Source organism: Hyphomicrobium sp., from assembly GCF_020852195.1.
Lineage (GTDB): Bacteria > Pseudomonadota > Alphaproteobacteria > Rhizobiales > Hyphomicrobiaceae > Hyphomicrobium_C.
Genome location: NZ_JADZBI010000116.1, coordinates 1 through 16,765, shown reverse-complemented (window position 1 = coordinate 16,765; position 16,765 = coordinate 1). Strand labels below are relative to the sequence as shown.

Annotated in this window: 9 protein-coding genes and 1 pseudogene; 4 read left to right on the top strand and 6 right to left on the bottom strand. The window is 58.5% G+C overall.

What is annotated here, in order from left to right; genetic code table 11:
- Positions 1-128 precede the first annotated feature (128 nt).
- Both IT540_RS09210 and IT540_RS09205 read right to left on the bottom strand, forming a co-directional pair.
- Positions 129-524: a VOC family protein gene (locus IT540_RS09210; protein ID WP_291176164.1), complete on the bottom strand. Its 396-nt coding sequence runs from the start codon at positions 522-524 to the stop codon at positions 129-131.
- On the bottom strand, positions 521-829 hold the full coding sequence (locus IT540_RS09205) for a helix-turn-helix domain-containing protein (RefSeq protein WP_291176161.1): 309 nt from the start codon (positions 827-829) through the stop codon (positions 521-523). Before IT540_RS09205 ends, IT540_RS09210 begins: the two co-directional genes overlap by 4 nt.
- A gap of 86 nt (positions 830-915) precedes the next feature.
- Between IT540_RS09205 and IT540_RS09200 the strand changes: the two are divergent.
- Both IT540_RS09200 and nhaA read left to right on the top strand, forming a co-directional pair.
- A pseudogene (locus IT540_RS09200) lies at positions 916-1,114 on the top strand (DUF2200 family protein); the annotation flags it as partial.
- A gap of 164 nt (positions 1,115-1,278) precedes the next feature.
- Positions 1,279-2,661, top strand: coding sequence for a Na+/H+ antiporter NhaA (gene nhaA / locus IT540_RS09195; RefSeq protein ID WP_291176159.1), 1,383 nt, complete (start codon positions 1,279-1,281; stop codon positions 2,659-2,661).
- Positions 2,662-2,794: 133 nt separating this feature from the next.
- On the opposite strand, the gene IT540_RS09190 is transcribed toward nhaA, so the two are convergent.
- The 3 genes from IT540_RS09190 to IT540_RS09180 all read right to left on the bottom strand — a co-directional run bounded on the left by IT540_RS09190 (position 2,795) and on the right by IT540_RS09180 (position 8,400).
- Positions 2,795-3,736, bottom strand: coding sequence for an SRPBCC family protein (locus IT540_RS09190; protein ID WP_291176156.1), 942 nt, complete (start codon positions 3,734-3,736; stop codon positions 2,795-2,797).
- The gene (locus tag IT540_RS09185; protein WP_291176153.1) at positions 3,720-4,070 is read right to left on the bottom strand and encodes a metalloregulator ArsR/SmtB family transcription factor; all 351 of its coding nucleotides are present in this window, start codon (positions 4,068-4,070) and stop codon (positions 3,720-3,722) included. The genes IT540_RS09190 and IT540_RS09185 overlap by 17 nt, the downstream gene beginning before the upstream one ends.
- A gap of 277 nt (positions 4,071-4,347) precedes the next feature.
- Positions 4,348-8,400, bottom strand: a complete 4,053-nt coding sequence (locus IT540_RS09180) for a DEAD/DEAH box helicase (RefSeq protein WP_291176150.1) — start codon at positions 8,398-8,400, stop codon at positions 4,348-4,350.
- A 351-nt stretch (positions 8,401-8,751) separates the two neighbouring features.
- On the opposite strand from IT540_RS09180, the gene IT540_RS09175 reads away from it, so the two are divergent.
- The gene (locus tag IT540_RS09175; protein ID WP_291176147.1) at positions 8,752-12,156 is read left to right on the top strand and encodes a TM0106 family RecB-like putative nuclease; all 3,405 of its coding nucleotides are present in this window, start codon (positions 8,752-8,754) and stop codon (positions 12,154-12,156) included.
- A 558-nt stretch (positions 12,157-12,714) separates the two neighbouring features.
- Here the strand turns inward: IT540_RS09175 and IT540_RS09170 are convergent.
- Positions 12,715-13,143 carry a hypothetical protein gene (locus tag IT540_RS09170; RefSeq protein WP_291176144.1) on the bottom strand — a complete coding sequence of 143 codons (429 nt, stop codon included), beginning with the start codon at positions 13,141-13,143 and terminating at the stop codon, positions 12,715-12,717.
- Positions 13,144-13,609: 466 nt separating this feature from the next.
- Here IT540_RS09170 and IT540_RS09165 point away from each other — a divergent pair.
- On the top strand, positions 13,610-16,765 hold a 3,156-nt coding region (locus tag IT540_RS09165), incomplete at its 3' end, for an Ig-like domain-containing protein (RefSeq protein ID WP_291176141.1).

Here is a 16,765-nt window from a genome sequence, read left to right as displayed (position 1 = left end):
GTCGACAAAGACGCGACGCTCCTGACCTTCAATCCGTCACCGCCGGGACGTCGGCTTCCCGATCGAGTAGGTGCGTGCCCTGGTTACGCTGTCGGCTAGGCGCGGCCGTGCCGCTGACGATCGGGCTCTTACCTTCCTTCAACCATCTCGATGATTTGAATGAGGTTGCCGCATGTATCGTCGAAGACAGCCATCCTGACGGTGCCTGCATCCATCGGCTCCACGGTGAATGTCACGCCGAGTTCGCGCAGTCTCTCGAATTCCTTGTCAAGATCGTCCACCTTGAAGGACGCTGCAGGAATCCCGTCACGCACGAGCGCAGCCTTGTACGGCCCAACGGCAGGGTGTGCACCCGGCTCAAGGAGGAGTTCGGTGCCTTGCGGGTCCTCCTCCGACACCACCGTCAACCAGCGATGCTCGCCAAGCGGAATATCATGCTTGACGACGAAGCCGAGCTTCTCCGTGTAGAAGCTCAAGGCTCTGGCCTGATCGTCGACAAAGACGCTCGTTACATAGATCCTCATGTCGTCTTCCCTTTTCTCAGGTGCTTGTTGAGCCAGACCTCGGCTGCCTTCCGCAGAGGCGTATTGTTGAAGCTGTGCATCTTCGTGCGCCCGCTCCAATGCGTCTCGACAAGTCCTGCTCTCTCGAGCATATCGAGGTGCTGAGAGATCGTTTGTCGCGACAGGCTTCTACCATCCTCCGCAAACGTCGAAGCGCAGATCTCGAACAAGGACTGCCTAGGACGCTTCGCTAAGCGATCGAGGATGCCACGGCGCACCGGGTCGCCGAGAGCCTTGAAGACATTGTCCAGTTGGTCGGCCTCCATGCGAATAAAAATGCAGTGATTTTACTGCATGTCAAGCTGGGCGTCGCTGGAGAGCAGCTGTCCGCTTGTTTCTGAGCCGTGTGGCCGAGCTTGCGAAGAAGACGAGTTTCGAGGATTTCTTCGCATACGCGCCCAGATGAACCCGTCTCGATATCTGATCACCGGCGTCGTATGCGGCGTCCGCGTGGAGGAGATTCAGGAGCCGATGATGCGCGAGATCGCTACCTCGACAAACTCATCGACGAACTCGCTAAGGGCGAGGCCATGGAAAAGATCCTCCGCTAATAGCCACGCCTCAGCGTGGCCTGGGGCGTCCAGTTGCCACGGCCAGCGTCAACCGGTTGATTTAAAGGAGCCGGAGTGCCAATAAGAGCGCGTGGGTGTTAGCCGCATTCGGCGGTGAAGCAGGTAATGCGATGGTCGGGCCGCCACGCAGATAGCGTGCGCCCATGGACCAGAATTATTCACGCCGCAGCCTTGCTCGGTCGCAGGTGTTGGCCGAGCGGGCCTTCCTGACATTCGAACGTTTTATTCACATTGAAGCGGCAAGCGGCATCGCGCTGCTGATGGCTGCGGCGATCGCGCTCATCTGGGCCAACTCTCCCTTTGCCGATAGCTATCACGCCTTTTGGCACCTGCCGCTGTCGGTAGGACTTGGCGAATTCGTGTACTCAAAGTCGCTTCATTTCTGGATCAACGACGCGTTGATGACCGTATTCTTTCTTGTGGTAGGGATGGAGATCCGCCGCGAGATTCATGAAGGCGCGCTCAGTCGGCCCGACCAAGCTCTACTACCCGTCGCCGCTGCTGCTGGTGGCGTGCTCTTGCCCGCGCTGATCTATCTGAGTTTGAACACCGACCCGCTACGGATTCACGGCTGGGCCGTGCCTGTTGCAACAGATATCGCTTTCGCCGTCGGCGTACTCGCTCTACTGGGCCGGTCGATACCAGGCAATGTGAGGGTTTTCCTCCTGGCACTGGCAATTATCGATGATGTGATCGCAGTTCTGATCATCGCCTTCTTCTATTCTGGGGGCCTGGATATCAGCGGCTTCCTGGTCGCCGCCATTGGCATATTCCTGATCTTGGCGTTGCAGCGGATCGGGGCCGGCTCTGCGTACGCCTACGTCGTTCCAGGCGCAATTGTCTGGATCGGCTTGCTTATGACCGGCGCTCATCCCACTCTTACCGGCGTCGTGCTCGGTTTGATGACACCCGTCCTGCCGATGCCAATGCGGGAGCCGCCGCTGGAAGCCCTGTCGCGTATTGCCGAGGAGTTGCGTAACGGTGATGCGGTCGCAAAAAAGGATGTCAACCGCCTGGCGCGTCCACTCCGAACACTTCTCTTGGTTCGTCGTGAGATGCTGCCACCCGTGGTTCGCGTTCAGACAGCTCTGCATCCATGGGTAGCCTTTGGTATCATGCCAGTGTTCGCGTTGGCGAACGCGGGCGTGTCGATCGACGGCGTAGATCTCTCCGTCGGCGGCGCGCACTACGTCATGCTCGGAGTGGGCGCAGGCCTTGTACTCGGCAAGCCGATTGGTGTCGTCGCCGCGACGTGGCTGATGGTTCGCCTTAAATGGTGTGAGCTTCCTTCCGGAGTGACATGGCCTGGCGTATGGCTTATCGGCTTTCTTGCAGGCATCGGCTTCACCATGTCCATCTTCATCGCGATGCTGGCCTTCGAGAATGAAGGTCTCCTCGGCGCAGCAAAGTTGGGCGTGCTGCTCGGCTCTTTGATCGCCGCTCTCATCGGCCTCGCATGGGGCACAGTATATGTTCGGCGGATGCGACGCGTGGAGGCACTGGACACCACGGCCGAGGCGCATTGAACATGTGCTGGCTGGTAGTCTTCGACACGGAGGCAAGCGTTGAGAGCGATGACGCCATCGTGATGGGTGCAATGGTGACAACTGCCCAACTGAGCACCGACGGCCGCAGCATTAGCAACAACATCCGCCGTCGCTACACAAATGCCTCCAACTTGTCGAATGAGCCGGTCCAGCCCTTCGTCATGTTGCCACGCTGCTTGATGAACTCGGCAATGTCCGGGGTGGAAGCATCCCGGGGTTCCGAGCGTAGAGACACGCGGGTTCGATCTGGCGCTTCTGAAACCAACTCCACTGTCGTGACCATCGTTCGCGGCCAGCATGCGAAGAACGGCGCCCGGATCACCTGCTCCTTCTCATCGCAAAACTGCTGCGTGTAGACGATGCGGCTCGGCCGTTCGAGTGCCAGGTAGGATAGCCGACCGTGCATCACCGTCCCGTCCGCCATTGTCATCGCATAGAATGAAGTGCCTCCGATACGTGGCTCGGCTCTAAGAAATTGCATGGTTGCACCCGTTGGCGGCAGCCATTGCGCGAGATGATCGGGATCGGTCCACATCTCGTACACTTGATCGATAGCGGCGTCGAATGTGCGTGCGATAAAGAACTGCTCTGCTCCGGTTTGCCGTTTTACGAGATACTCGCCCAACCGGTCCCAGGTTGCCTCGCCGCCAGCCTTCTTGATGAAACCACGCATTTCCGTCGCTACTTCGGGTGTCGCAAACGCCATGCTCAAATCGAGCTGAGTCTGTCCGTTGCGCTCGGTGAAGAGTGCGGTCATGCGGAACAGTGGCGGGCGATCCTTGTGGCCACCGTGGTCATAGACCATGCGCTGCATTGGAACGACTTCAAGATACTGCGTAGTGTTTTCGTAATCGGTGCCATCGGGTCCGTGCATGGTGTAATGCCAGTGGCCGCCGGTACACAGATCGCGGCTATGGGTTGTCAATGTGAAACCGCGCGGCCCCCACCACTGCGCTACCTCCTCCGGGACAGTCCAGGCATCCCAAACTGACTGAAGCGGCGCATCGTAGATGCGGCAGAGCGAGAGAACATTCGCCTTATTTTTTGCGGCCATGACGGATTCCCCTATTTTTTGATTTCAGGTAGACGCCATGCCGATCGAGCTGCGCTTCCCACGCAATTCGATGCTGTTCCATCCAGTCCACGGCTTCACGCAGAGGCTCGCCGTTAAGCTGGCAGGGTCGCCACTGCGCCTTGCGGCCCTTGGTAATGAGCCCGGCACCTTCAAGCACTTTCAGATGCTTGGTCACAGCAGGAAGGCTCATGTCCTTGAGGAACGGCTCGGCGAGGTCGGATACGTTGGCTTCGCCCTTGGCCAATCTGGCGAGCATCGCGCGTCGAGTAGGATCGGCGAGCGCGGCAAAGGTGCGGCTAAGAGGGTCCCGCATTTTATGACACCGAATTGTTAATTAACTAGTTGGTGTATTATGGAGGTGATCTATCTCGGTGTCCAGTGGCGACCGGACTTGGCCTCTAGATCCAATGCAGACATGTTGTCGCCCGGGGAGCGGCAGTTCCTAGCTCGCCGCCAACATGCGCGTCGCGGCGCTCTGTCCCAGAAGCAGACTCTGGCAAGCCCGTTGGCAGAGACACTGGCGGCTTATCGTTAGCGTCCCATTATGAATGATAAGCCGACGCCAGGCAGCGCCGGCGAGAAGCACTTTTTCAAGCTTTCTCAGCGATCCAACCATTGGCTGCCCGCTGGCCACAAATCACCCTGCCAATCGCCCGCTGACTAGCGAGGTCATAAATCATTCCCGCATGGACGGTGCGTAACCCCAACATTCTTTTGACTGCGAGACCAACCGCTAGCGACCTGCCGTCGGACGACACATGCGCCGCCTCGACGTGACAACGGCCAAGCACTGGTTTGACTTGCGTAGCGATCTCTTCCCAGAGGTGGGAATGATCGGCCCGCCTCGAAATCCCATCTAGCAGCTCAGAGATCGGCCGAAGTCGCTGCGGCTGTCTCGGCGTCGAATGTTTTCGATGGTGCGGTAGGCCCGTCAGATCGCACACCAGAATGTCGGCGGGATGGTAGCGATTCCCATCCCACTCGCACTGCTCTGTTTCGTCCGGGGCACAGTATTGTCCGGAAACGGCGACAACAGCTTCTTTCTCGAGCATACGGCGGCCCGAGAGGCTGCTGGCCACCAACAGCCTCTTGAGCGCCTTACGACCGCTGACAGTACACCGCTCCAATTCGCCAGGTATCACTCTTTGTCCTGTCTCAGTGCAAACCTCAAGCACTGAGGGCGCAACGTGCGTTCCAGTCACCGCGCATCGCTCACCCTCGCTCCCAGCTACGAACTGGTTCGTTATCGAGCAATGGAAAAACTCGCTCCGATGACCTACTCTCCCACTGAAGGATGAAACAAGCGCCTCATCTTTGCGGTAGGCTCGATCGGAGAGTTGGCTCATCGCAAGCTCGTCGCGTAAGACCGTCGCGTTTGTAAAATTGCACTTTGCGAAATGGCGCTGACATGCCCGCCGCCCGGACATTTCTGACGTTAGCAGTAACGCTCGGTTGACCGACTTGCCAAGGACGTCACACTTCTCCATCTCGCGCGGATGCATCAACTGGCCCGTCTCCCCGCACCGTTCCAGAATGCCAGGCCGATAAATATTCTCTGTGATTGAGCAGCGTTCGGCCTCGTCTGAGGTGAGCGAAACGCGTGTTTCCGTGCAGGCGATAAATTCCGAAACGTGTCCAATTTTTCCACTTACGCCTGACGTTGCTTGCTGGTCAAAGCGGAGCAACTTGCCCGAGATGGCGCTCGTCAACAGCTCATCACGCAAGGCATCAATGCCGGTAAACGCGCAGGTGCCAAAGTAAGAAAGCTCGCCCGTCTTCCCCGAAAGGGCGGATTGCTTAAGGAGGTTCTGCAGGACGGGCTGGCCTGTGATGTCCGAGATCGCGATCTCGTCAGACAGGACGCGCTTGCCCGTCAAAGCGCAGGTTACGACGTGAGCAGGGACTGCCAGGCGGCCACTCGCTTCCGATTTTGCCAGTATGTCTAGGATATGGCGTCCACCCGAAACGGCACATGTTCCGAGCACATCTTCGGGCACTATTCGAGACAAAGTCTCGCACCGAGCCATTGCAGGCTGCTGCACGATGGCCAACGTCGACGGAAGGAATGTTACCGTGCTCTCATATTCACGGCCGTTTTCCGTCAGCCTGTAGCGGCAGGCGAGCGTCAGCGCACGAGAGAGGAAACCTTCCAGCGCTACGAGTTCGAAGGCGAGGCGTGGGGTGAACTCGTCCTCGAGCTTCTTCCGCTTACGCTCGTCACCCCCCGCAGCCCCGATTTCCAGCGACCGACGCTCCTTGTAAAAGCGGCAGAATTCGGAAACGCCCTCGTCCTGCATGGCCGCTTCGATAAGCTTCTTCCGATCCAGCCCAAGGACGGACGGATCAGCAATAACTTCTGGCGTCTCTTCGAGCACCGTCGCGACGCTAGAGCTGAAGGCAGCCTCATTGCAGGGTACATCGACGATCCTGTCGTAACTATCGTGTGCGACTGTCGCCCGCACTCTGACAATCGCATTCCCCTTAAACGCCCGCGCGCCGTTGATCACGTTTCGCGAAACGCAAAGACCCTGAAACGACTTGACCCATTCTTCCGCTTGCGCCTCCGACGTCTCGATAGGCCGTTCATCCCGATCTCTGATCTGGTGCCGACCCCTATCCGTCAATCGATCCACCAGGCGCTCAAAAGAAGGGGTTCCTGAAGCATAGAGAACCGAGCCTTGCGAAACTGGGCCTGACCCGAAATGAATCAGTTCCACTGCGCCCTCGCGCTCTATACGATAGCCTCCCGCCGGGTGAACTTGAATGCTTGTGCCCAAGGATTGAAGCGCGTTGATCGTGAAATCTTGCTCGCTCATTGAGTGATTGACGCGCGGTAGGGTCGGCGTCTTGGGTCCTTGATAGCCGCCCTCATCCATGCCGCCGAGCATGCCATCAATATTGCGCTCTTCGGTTTCAAGCCGAGCCTTGGCATCTGCGATACTCTGCGCTGCCATCTGCGCCGCCGACTCAACATTGATGCCTGCCAGAGATTTTACGACCAGCTTACGGATCTGCTCGGCGAAGCCTTCGCCTTCCTCATCCTCAAAGCCGCTGGCCTCGAGTAACGATTCAATGTCGCCGATGGCATGTGCCGCCATCTGCAGCTTCTCCATCAACCTGCCGACGATGTATTGCTCGAAGGTTCCGGCGAGCGTGATGTTATAAATGCAAACATTGGCGAACTTTGATTGCAGACGCTGGATGCGGCCGATGCGTTGCTCCACGATCATCGGGTTCAACGGGAGATCGTAGTTCACGAGTACGTTCGCCGCCTGCAGGTTGACGCCTTCAGCGCCCGCTTCCGTAGAGACGATGACATTGCATTTGGGAGGATCGGCACGGAACGCTTCCAGCGTGTCCTGGTTTCGCTCGCCCGAATCGCCGTTTATCGTCCCAACACGAATACCTCGCTCGGAAAGGTATTTTTCGATCGATATCTGCGTCTCGCGCCGGGTAGTGAACACGACCATGCGCCACGTATCAGGCATATCAGAACGAAGCTGATCTGCCAGCGCTCCCACGCCCACGATTTTGGCGCTTAGCCCCATCCCTTCGACGATCCGCGTCACTTCGCGCGATACGGCAGCTGGGAAAGTGCCCCTTGCGGCCATATTCTCTAGCTGCTTGCGCAGTGCGTCCGGACTGCTAACGAGCGCTTGAAGGATACTGATTTGCGCTAGGCGATTCATGCTCTGAATCGGCTCCGCGATCGTCGCGATCAACCGGAGTTCATCCGCCGAAGGCGGTACAGCGTGCATGCGCACGAGACGCTCGGGGAACTGGAGTTTGGCATCGCCTCGCCGAACGCGCGACATGTAACTGTAGACGACCGACCGAAACTCCTCCTGCGACGACGGCTTTAGCTTTCTGGCCGTCGCCGGCGCGTCGTCAATGAACTTGCGAGTGAAGATGCCAGGACTGCCGAACGGATTTTCATGTCCGCGCGCCACGGTTAGCAAATCCACTAGGGAGTACACATCCCACAGCCGATTCTGGATGGGCGTCGCCGTGAGCATCAGGACGTAGCGGAATCGGCGCTCCGCCAGAACCTGACGAACCTTTTTTGCGACTTGGGGGATCGTGCTCGCGCCGTGCAGATTGCGCAGCTTGTGTGCCTCGTCGAGCACCAACATATCGAACCGACCCTGAGGGATGCGATCGACATAGAGCCGCGCCGAGGCATAGGTCGTTACCAATGCCCCCACATCCCACGGAGGATTGAAGTTGATCAACTTCTTACCGGCGCAGGGCTCCGCCTTGATGTCGAACTTCGTTCGAAGCTCCTCCACCCATTGCGGGATGAGTAGCTTGGGGCAAATGATCAGGAGCTTCTTGACGCGCCCTCGCGATATGAGCTCGCTCGCCACCAACCCGGCGCTGATCGTCTTTCCAAGACCGACATCATCAGCGAGTAGCGCCACAGGCAGACGGCGGCAAAAGGAAATGAGGTTTCTGACCTGATGATCGTACGGTGTCAGACCCTTCGCCTTCCAAGTCGGCTCAGACTTCAGGTCCTTAGCGCTGTCGATAACGATCGGCTCGTCCAGGCTCCATTCCAGGGCAGCCCGGTAGAGCCGATACGCGGCCTTATCCTCTGTGTGCTGCAGCGGCTTGAACCGCAAAGCGGATGCTTGTACCTCCACGCGTGCCCCCTAACAAAAACAAGGCAAATTGCGACCCTCGTAACATCATTGGAAATATGCGCTCGCATTCTAATCAGAGCCGATATCCGGGCAACTAGCTTGTAAAAATACCCACTGGAGAGGTGCTTTGTGGCGACTACGTAGTGGATTGAGCGTCGTCTATTCCTCTCCGTAGCTCTCCGCGGGCAAGTGAGCCGCTTATCGAAGATTGGCAGGGAGCGCGGCTTGATGATCTTTATACGTTTTTTGGCCGCCACGACCGCTGCACGGCGGGAGCGGGCAGGCCATGCATAAATTCTAAAGCATGAGACCTGAGCCGCCGATATATTGTAGGCGGAGGAGGGAGCGCCCATGCGCCTCACGAACAAAAGCTTCGCGCTGACTGCGACCGATCTCGTTGGCTATCTCAACTGCCGCCATCTTTCGGATCTGGATCGCGCCGTTGCCGAAGGCAAGCAGGCGAAGCCGAAGGCCTGGAACCCGCTTCTGGAAGCGCTGTGGGAGCGCGGCGCCATCCATGAACAGGCCTATGTCGATCACCTCAAGGCCAAGGGTCTGGAGGCGGTTCGGATCGAAGGCGTCGAGGTAACACCCGAGGCGGTGGCAGCAACCATCGAGGCGATGCAGAAGGGCATTCCGGTCATCATCCAAGCGGCTCTCGCGAACGGCAACTGGAGCGGACGTGCCGACATCCTATTGAGGGTCGAAGGAAAGAGCCAGTTCGGCGACTGGGCCTACGAGCCAGTCGACACCAAGCTTGCGCGCGAGACCAAGGCGGGAGCGATCCTGCAGCTCTGTGTCTACGCCGACCTGCTGACACAGGCGCAAGGAGCAGTGCCCGAGTTCATGCACGTGGTTGCGCCTTGGACGGAGTTCCAGCCCTATCACTACCGCTACACGGATTACGCCGCGTACTACCGACGGGTGCAAAAGGGGCTCGAAGCCTCGCTGTTGCGGCCGCCAGATGCGGCGAACTATCCTGATCCCAAGGATCACTGCGATGTCTGCCGATGGTGGGATACGTGCGAGAAGCGGCGTCGCGATGATGATCACCTTTGTCTCGTTGCAGGCATCAGCAAGGTGCAGATCAACGAGCTCAAGGCACGCAACATCGACACGGCGGAGAAACTGGCAGCGATGCCGCTGCCGCTCGACTGGAAGCCTGACAAGGGCTCGGCCCAGACCTACACGCGCATCCGCGAGCAGGCACGCATCCAGGTCGAGGCACGCCACAGCGGGGTTGGCGCTTTTGAACTCATTCCTGTGGAGCCGGGCTTCGGCCTGGCGCGTCTTCCGGCGCCATCGGACGGCGACATCTTTCTCGATCTCGAAGGCGATCCGTTCGTCGGCGAGCATGGGCTCGAGTATTTGTTCGGCTACGTGGCCAAAGACGCGACAGGGCAGTGGGTTTACCACCCGATCTGGTGCTTCTCACGGGCCGACGAGAAGCAGGCCTTCGAGCACTTCATCGAATTCGTCATGGAGCGATGGCAGAAATATCCGAACTTGCACATCTACCACTACGCCCCGTACGAGCCCGGCGCGCTCAAACGCGTCATGGGCCGGTACGCCACCCGCGAGGAAGACCTCGACCGCATCCTGCGGGCGCCGCTGTTCGTCGATCTCTACCAAGTGGTACGACATGCGCTGCGGGCGAGTGTCGAGAGCTATTCGATCAAGCAGATGGAGACCTTCTTCAAGTTCGAACGCAAAACGGCTCTGAGCGAAGCCAATTCGGCACTGGCGCGGCTCGAAGCGCATCTCGAGCTCGGCGATGTCCCGGCCATCACCGCGGAAACGAAATCCGTCGTCGCAGGCTATAACGAAGAGGACTGCCACTCAGCACGCGCCTTGCGCGATTGGCTTGAAGAGCTGCGCGCCAAGCAGATTGCGGAAGGCGCCGATATTCCACGCCCCGAACCCGGCGATGGCGCGCCCAACGGGAAGATCACGGCGTGGCTAGTCAAGATCGAGGCGCTCGTCAAAGCGCTGACAGCAAATATACCGGCAGACCCCTCCGAGCGCACATCCGAGCAGAGCAGCAAGTGGCTGCTGGCGCATATCCTGGATTTCCATCGCCGTGAATTGAAGGCCACGTGGTGGGAGTTCTTTCGCCTCAAAGCGCTGTCGGTCGAAGACCTGTTCGATGAGAAAGCCGGCATTTCTGGTCTTGTCTTCGTGAAGGAGGTCGGGGGCGGCACCGCCAAGGCTCCAATCCATCGCTATCGTTTCCCGGCCCAGGAAACCGATGTGCGCGGTCGCAAGGACGTGCATCAGACAGGTGGTGATGCTTACGGCAGCGTCGTGGCGATATCGCTTGAAGACCGCACGATCGATATCAAGAAGCGCAAGGACACGGCCGATGTGCATAGTGCCGCCGTTTACGAGCACGAGGTGTTCAACAAGCAGGTGCAGGCAGACTCGCTCGTGCGCATCGGCGAGCACGTCATCAAGTACGGTCTGGTGGGGGCAGGGCCGTTCCAGGCCGCACGCGATCTATTGCTTCGCGAAGCGCCGCGGATTGGGGGACAGTCCCTGCAGCTGGACGGAGAGGTCCCGCTCGACGCAGCGCTGCGGCTATGCGGTCATCTCGAAGCTGGCATCTTGCCGATCCAGGGTCCACCCGGCGCCGGCAAGACCTACGTCGGAGCCAACATGATGGTTGAACTCGTACGGCGCGGCAAAACCGTGGGCGTTACGGCGAACAGCCACAAAGTCATTCGCAACCTTCTCGATGAGGCAATCAAAGTTGCGAAGGCGCGCAAGATCCCGGTCCAATGCGCACACAAGACAGAAACGACGGAAGACCCCAAACCAAATCTAACCTTTCCGAAAAAAAACGAGGACTTACTTGGCGCCCTCGGCAGCGCAATCAACGTAGGAGGCGGCACCTCCTGGCTATGGTCGCGGCCCGATGCATCCGACACGCTCGATGTGCTGTTCGTCGACGAGGCGGCGCAGATGTCGCTCGCCGACGTGCTGGCCGTATCACCTAGTGCCACGACGGTGGTGCTGATCGGTGATCCGCAGCAACTCGACCAGCCGGTGCAAGGCAGTCATCCGGACGGAACGGAAGCATCGGCGCTCGCGCACATTCTCGGTGAGCAGCAGACCATTCCGCCAGACCGGGGATTGTTTCTCGCCGAGACCTGGCGTCTACACCCGGACATCTGCGCTTTCACCTCCGAGCTCTTCTACGAGGGCAAGCTACAGTCCAGGGCAGGTCTCGACAAGATCTGCATCAAGGGCGGCGCGCCTTTGACCGGCGCGGGCCTCTTCTATCTGCCGGTTCCGCATGCGGGGAACCAGAACTGCGCCCCCGAGGAAGCTGCAGCCATCAAAACCCTTGTCGAGCGTGTCCTCGCCGACAAGCCGAGTTGGATTGATCGGGAAGGCAAGGAGCGGACGCTCACGCTCGAGGATATCGTGATTATCACGCCCTATAATGCGCAGGTCTTCGAGATCCAGCAGCAGCTACCCGGCGCCCGGGTCGGAACCGTCGACAAGTTCCAGGGACAGGAGGCGCCGATCGCCATTTACTCGACAGCGACATCTAGCCACGCCGATGCGCCGCGCGGGATGGAGTTCCTGTACAGCCTCAACCGGCTTAACGTCGCGACCTCACGAGCCAAGTGCGTCAGTGTCCTCGTCAGCTCTCCAGCCGTGTTCGAGGCCGAATGCAAGACGCCGCGGCAGATCCAATTGGCTAACGCATTCTGCCGATACCTCGAGATGGCGCGGCTCATTGCCCTCTGAGATGCACACCTCAAGCGAGAAGTGGGGGTCGCACGACGTTAGCCGGAGACTTTCGAGGTCCGATGGTCTCACCGCCGTCGCTACAGGTGCGTAAGCTGACATGACTAAATGCCGACGTACCAGAAAATGAAGTCGTCCGCCTTCTCGGCGGAGCAACCTACCTGTGGCGGACTCGTCCCACAAGCCGACATCGGCGATTACTAGGCTGGCGCAAACAGTCTCGGCTCAAAGAAGCCCGATGTTCGCTGATGAGCAGACATCCAGTTCTAGCCGCTCGCGGGGTGAACGCCCCAAAGCCGACACACGAGGCGTTAATCTCAGCGCGGCCGGAGCGTGCGTGCGCGCAGCGAATGGCGCCAACCTGCCGCACGACTTTGCGCTTCGCATTCAGCTCGAGCGCGTCGATGAGCGGTGCGAAGTTATGTGGCGCCGAGGTCGCGACTGCGGTGTGCGGTTCAAGAAATGAGCGGGAAGCGCGGGCCGGCGAAGCGATGCTGGGCCATACCGCGAGCGAGGATACGGAGCCCTCGCAACGTAGTTGTGACTCTTGCCGCAATGTTAGAGCGGCAGTCCGAGCTCCTTGAAGATGGATGCGTAGGCTGGGAGGGCCGCCTCAAATTCGGTCCAGAACTCGCCCTTGCGGCCATCCTCATCGTAGATTCCGTACTTGATCCCATCGCCGATAGTGAAGTCGGGCCAGGGAAAGAGATCGTCGCATTCAAAGCATACATCGACGCTACCAATCGGCTCGTCGCGGCCATTGAAAAACACGAACGCATGACGCGGGAAAGGATACTTCGAGAAGCTGCCCCGCGTGGAATTGACGAGCTCGACGACCTTCAACGCCTGCGAATGCCCGACGAGCACTTCCGAATGAACGTGCTTGCTCCAGACGCCGTTCTCTAGAATGCGTAGCTGAACCGCGTCCTGGGCGGGGAAGAGGTTGAACGTGTACGCCTTGACGTAAGACCAGGGGCGAAGGGCCACGCGTCCGGGCGCGGGGCGACAAGCGGAGGTCTTGGAGTAGGCGGCTCCACCCACAACTTCGCCGATGGCACCTTTTCCGATCCCGCCGGTGCTTCACTTCCGATGCCGATGACCAGTGCGAGAGCCAGGATGAGCGTCATCCTCGGGAGACACGGTGACATGTGTTGTTCCGTAACCTAGGCTGTCGATACGCCGACCGGGAAATGGCACTATATCGAATTCTCCGCTTGCAGGGGGAGCGTTGTCGTTGGCGGCGACATACGCTCGGAGCGCGTTCTCGACCGCATCGAGGCGGTCGAAAGACGATGGTCGCGAGCGCGACGAGCGCGAGCGACTGGTCAAGCACCACACGTTCTCGTACTATTCTCTGCCTAGAGGGGAAAGCGTTGCCTCAAAAGTATTATTTCATTGTTTCCATGGGGCGCTTCAAAATTTGCAATCTAGCATCAAAACATGGGGCGATGGCATGCGCGATTTCCGTGTGCGGCTGACCGTACTAATTTCCATCTTCGTGATCGCTGCAGTCGGTTATTTTTCAGAGGTTCTGTTTCGGCTTGAGCCGCCACGTGCTCAGGATCAAGACGTGCCAATAGAGATCGTCGCTCAAATATCCCATACAGGTGGCATAGGCTCTGTAGCCGTCTCTCAAGACGGCCGTTGGATGGTCTCGGGCAGCGAAGATAAGACAGCCAAGATATGGGACACCCGCTCAGGTCTTTTGCTCCGATCGCTAAATGCGCCCGGACCGACTAAGGCGGTGGCCATTTCTGCCGATGGAGAGTGGGTGGTCACGGGGGGGCGCGTCGACCTGGACGGGCCACCGTCCCTGGATGACAATTGGGAAGACACGAAGGAGGAGCCTAGGGATATTGATGCGACCGAAAAAGACGACTCGGACCAAACGGAGAGTGACTCGTCTCGTGGAAACGGAGCTGACTCGGATAGCGAAGCAAAGAAAAACAGGGGCGAGTTGATGCTTTGGAACGCGCGTACTGGCCAGTTGCGAAGGGCGTTCCGGGGTGAGGAGTTCGGGGACTATGATATTGAGTCGGTTGCCTTCGACCCTGATGGTAAGACTATCGTCGCAACCGGAAGATCAAACATAAGAGTTTGGGACATAGACACTGGATCTATTATTCGAACCATAGAGGCAGCGCACTGGGACAAGCTATCCCTTGCGACAATTGGGGCAACCGCAATAAGCCCTGACGGAAAGAGTATCGCCATTGGACTGTATTCAGCGGGTGGGGCGTTTTCCGCGAGTAAGGAGAACACGCAGGGAGTGTTCGAGGTCCAAGATATTGCCACTGGAAACACGCTTTGGTCTGTAGAGGCGCCCATCACCCGTTCGGCAGCATTTTCGCACGACGGAAAGGTGGTTCTGTTAGGTACCGAGGAAGGTTCCATTGTCGTGTGGGATGCGAAGAGCGGGCGATCTTTGCGGACTTTCGAAAAGATCGATACGCCGATAGTCGCCCTAGCAATCTCTCCGGACAACCAGCGGGTACTTTCGCTGAGCGCAAAAGGGGACGCACTCGTGTCGGACGTGGATTCCGGAGAACGAGCACGTACATTCAGCACTGCCACAGATTTTATGGGAGCAGTTCGCAACGGGGCGGTGACATTTTCACCCGATGGCAACAGCGTCGTGATCGCGGGTGAATCAGGAGATCTCAAGGTCTGGGACGTCTCGAGCGGAGCCCTGCTAAGATCCTACGACAAAGCGACCGAATATATCGGAGCAATCGATATCGCAGGAGAGAAAGTAATCGCGAGCTCGGATTGGTCTATCGCGATGTGGAATAGCGGGGTTGGTCGTCTGGAGCATGTTTTCAAGAGTGAAGAGCAGATCTGGGGGGCTGTTCGCAGCTCTCCAGGCGGCAAGAGCCTTTTCGTCGGAACGACGGACGGGGGTTATCTAGTAGATCTCGCATCAGGCAAGCGCCTCCGCAATATTGGAAAGGGATACGATCTTTTTGTCAAATCAGCGGTGTTCTCACCTGATGGTCGACGCCTAGCCATCGGTGCTCGAGCGCAGGGGAAGTTGCAGGCTGTAACATTTTGGGATGTCGAATCTGGGAAGCTTTTGCGGCAGTTTCGGCTTTCGGACGGGGAAGAATTTCCTGGACCCGTTTCGGTTGACATCTCTTCTGACGGAAATCGCATTGCCGCAACATCCCTCATTAGCGACGAAAAAGCGCGCGTATGGAACATCAGGAACGGTAAGCTTCTCTTCGAATTGCCTCCCGGCGGTCGCATTTGCTTCTCGCCGAACGGCCAACATGTGCTGGTGGCGGGAATGGAAAATTGGAAGATTGGATACTTCGATGCCGCTACTGGACAGGCGGTGAAGACATTCACCGGACACTCAACCGTAGTCTGGGAGACCGAATTTTCCCCCGACGGCAACATCTTTGTCTCCGGGGATGCAGATGGCGTCATGAAAATATGGGACATCGCTTCGGGTTCACTTGTTGAAACCATCTCTGGAAACTGGGGTGCGATCACGGGCCTCCGCTTCTCGAGGGATGGAGAGAGATTGTATTATAGCGGAAGCGATGGAGTGTTGCGCGTTTGGGATGTGCCAAAGAAGCGTCTTTTGGCTCACTGGTCCTTCCGCGGCGACGGTGAGTGGTTGTCGATGGTCCCTGAGGGATTTTTTGCGAGCAGCTCACATGGCGGTGCGTTGATGCACTTGACGCGAGGCTTTGAGGCCATTGACGTGCGTCGTTTGCATCAGTCGCTGTTCAATCCCGATTTGGTCATTGAGTCTTTGTCCGGCGACGCTAGTGGGGAAGTCGCAGCGGCCAAGGAGGTTGCTGGCTTGGCGCAGCTGATAGATTCTGGACCGGCACCGGAAGTGGAAATTGTGAAACCCGAGGATCGGACAAACACCTCATCTGAAGCACTCGAGGTGGAAGTCCGCGTTTCGGACAAGGGCAAGGGTATCGGGCGTGTAGAGTGGCGCGTGAACGGCATTACGGTCGGCGTCGATAACCCAGATCTGGGATCGAAGCGGACCGGAACGCTGAGGCGGACGCTTCATCTGGATCCTGGCGAGAACACCATTGAGGTTTTCGCGTACAATGCGGGGAACCTACTCGCCTCCATTCCTGCCAAGGCCAACGTTACTTGGACAGGTATCGCCACCACAGAACCCAAGCTGCATGTGTTGGCCATTGGTATCAACAAGTACATCGACAAGGGCGGCGTTTCGCCTGGCAAGACCGGCATAAGGCACTTTCCCCCGCTCGCGCGTGCCGTGCCCGATGCAACGGCAGTGTCTGAGGAGCTGAGAAAGGCCGGGCAAGGACTCTACGGCGATGTGCAAGTTCGCACCCTCCTCGACGAGCAGGCAAAGGCAGCCAACCTCGACGCCGTCATAACCGAGATGGCCAAAGAGATCTCGCCGCGTGACACCTTCGTGCTGTACGTCGCGGCGCACGGTTATTCGCATGAGGGGCGCTTCTATCTCATACCGCAGGACTATGAGGGTGGGCCTGTTCCGGCAGCGCTCGCAGCGCATGCTATCGACCAGCTGAAGATTCAGGATTGGATCGTAAACCGCATACGGGCAAAGAAGGCGCTCATCCTGCTCGACACCTGCGAGTCGGGTGCGCTG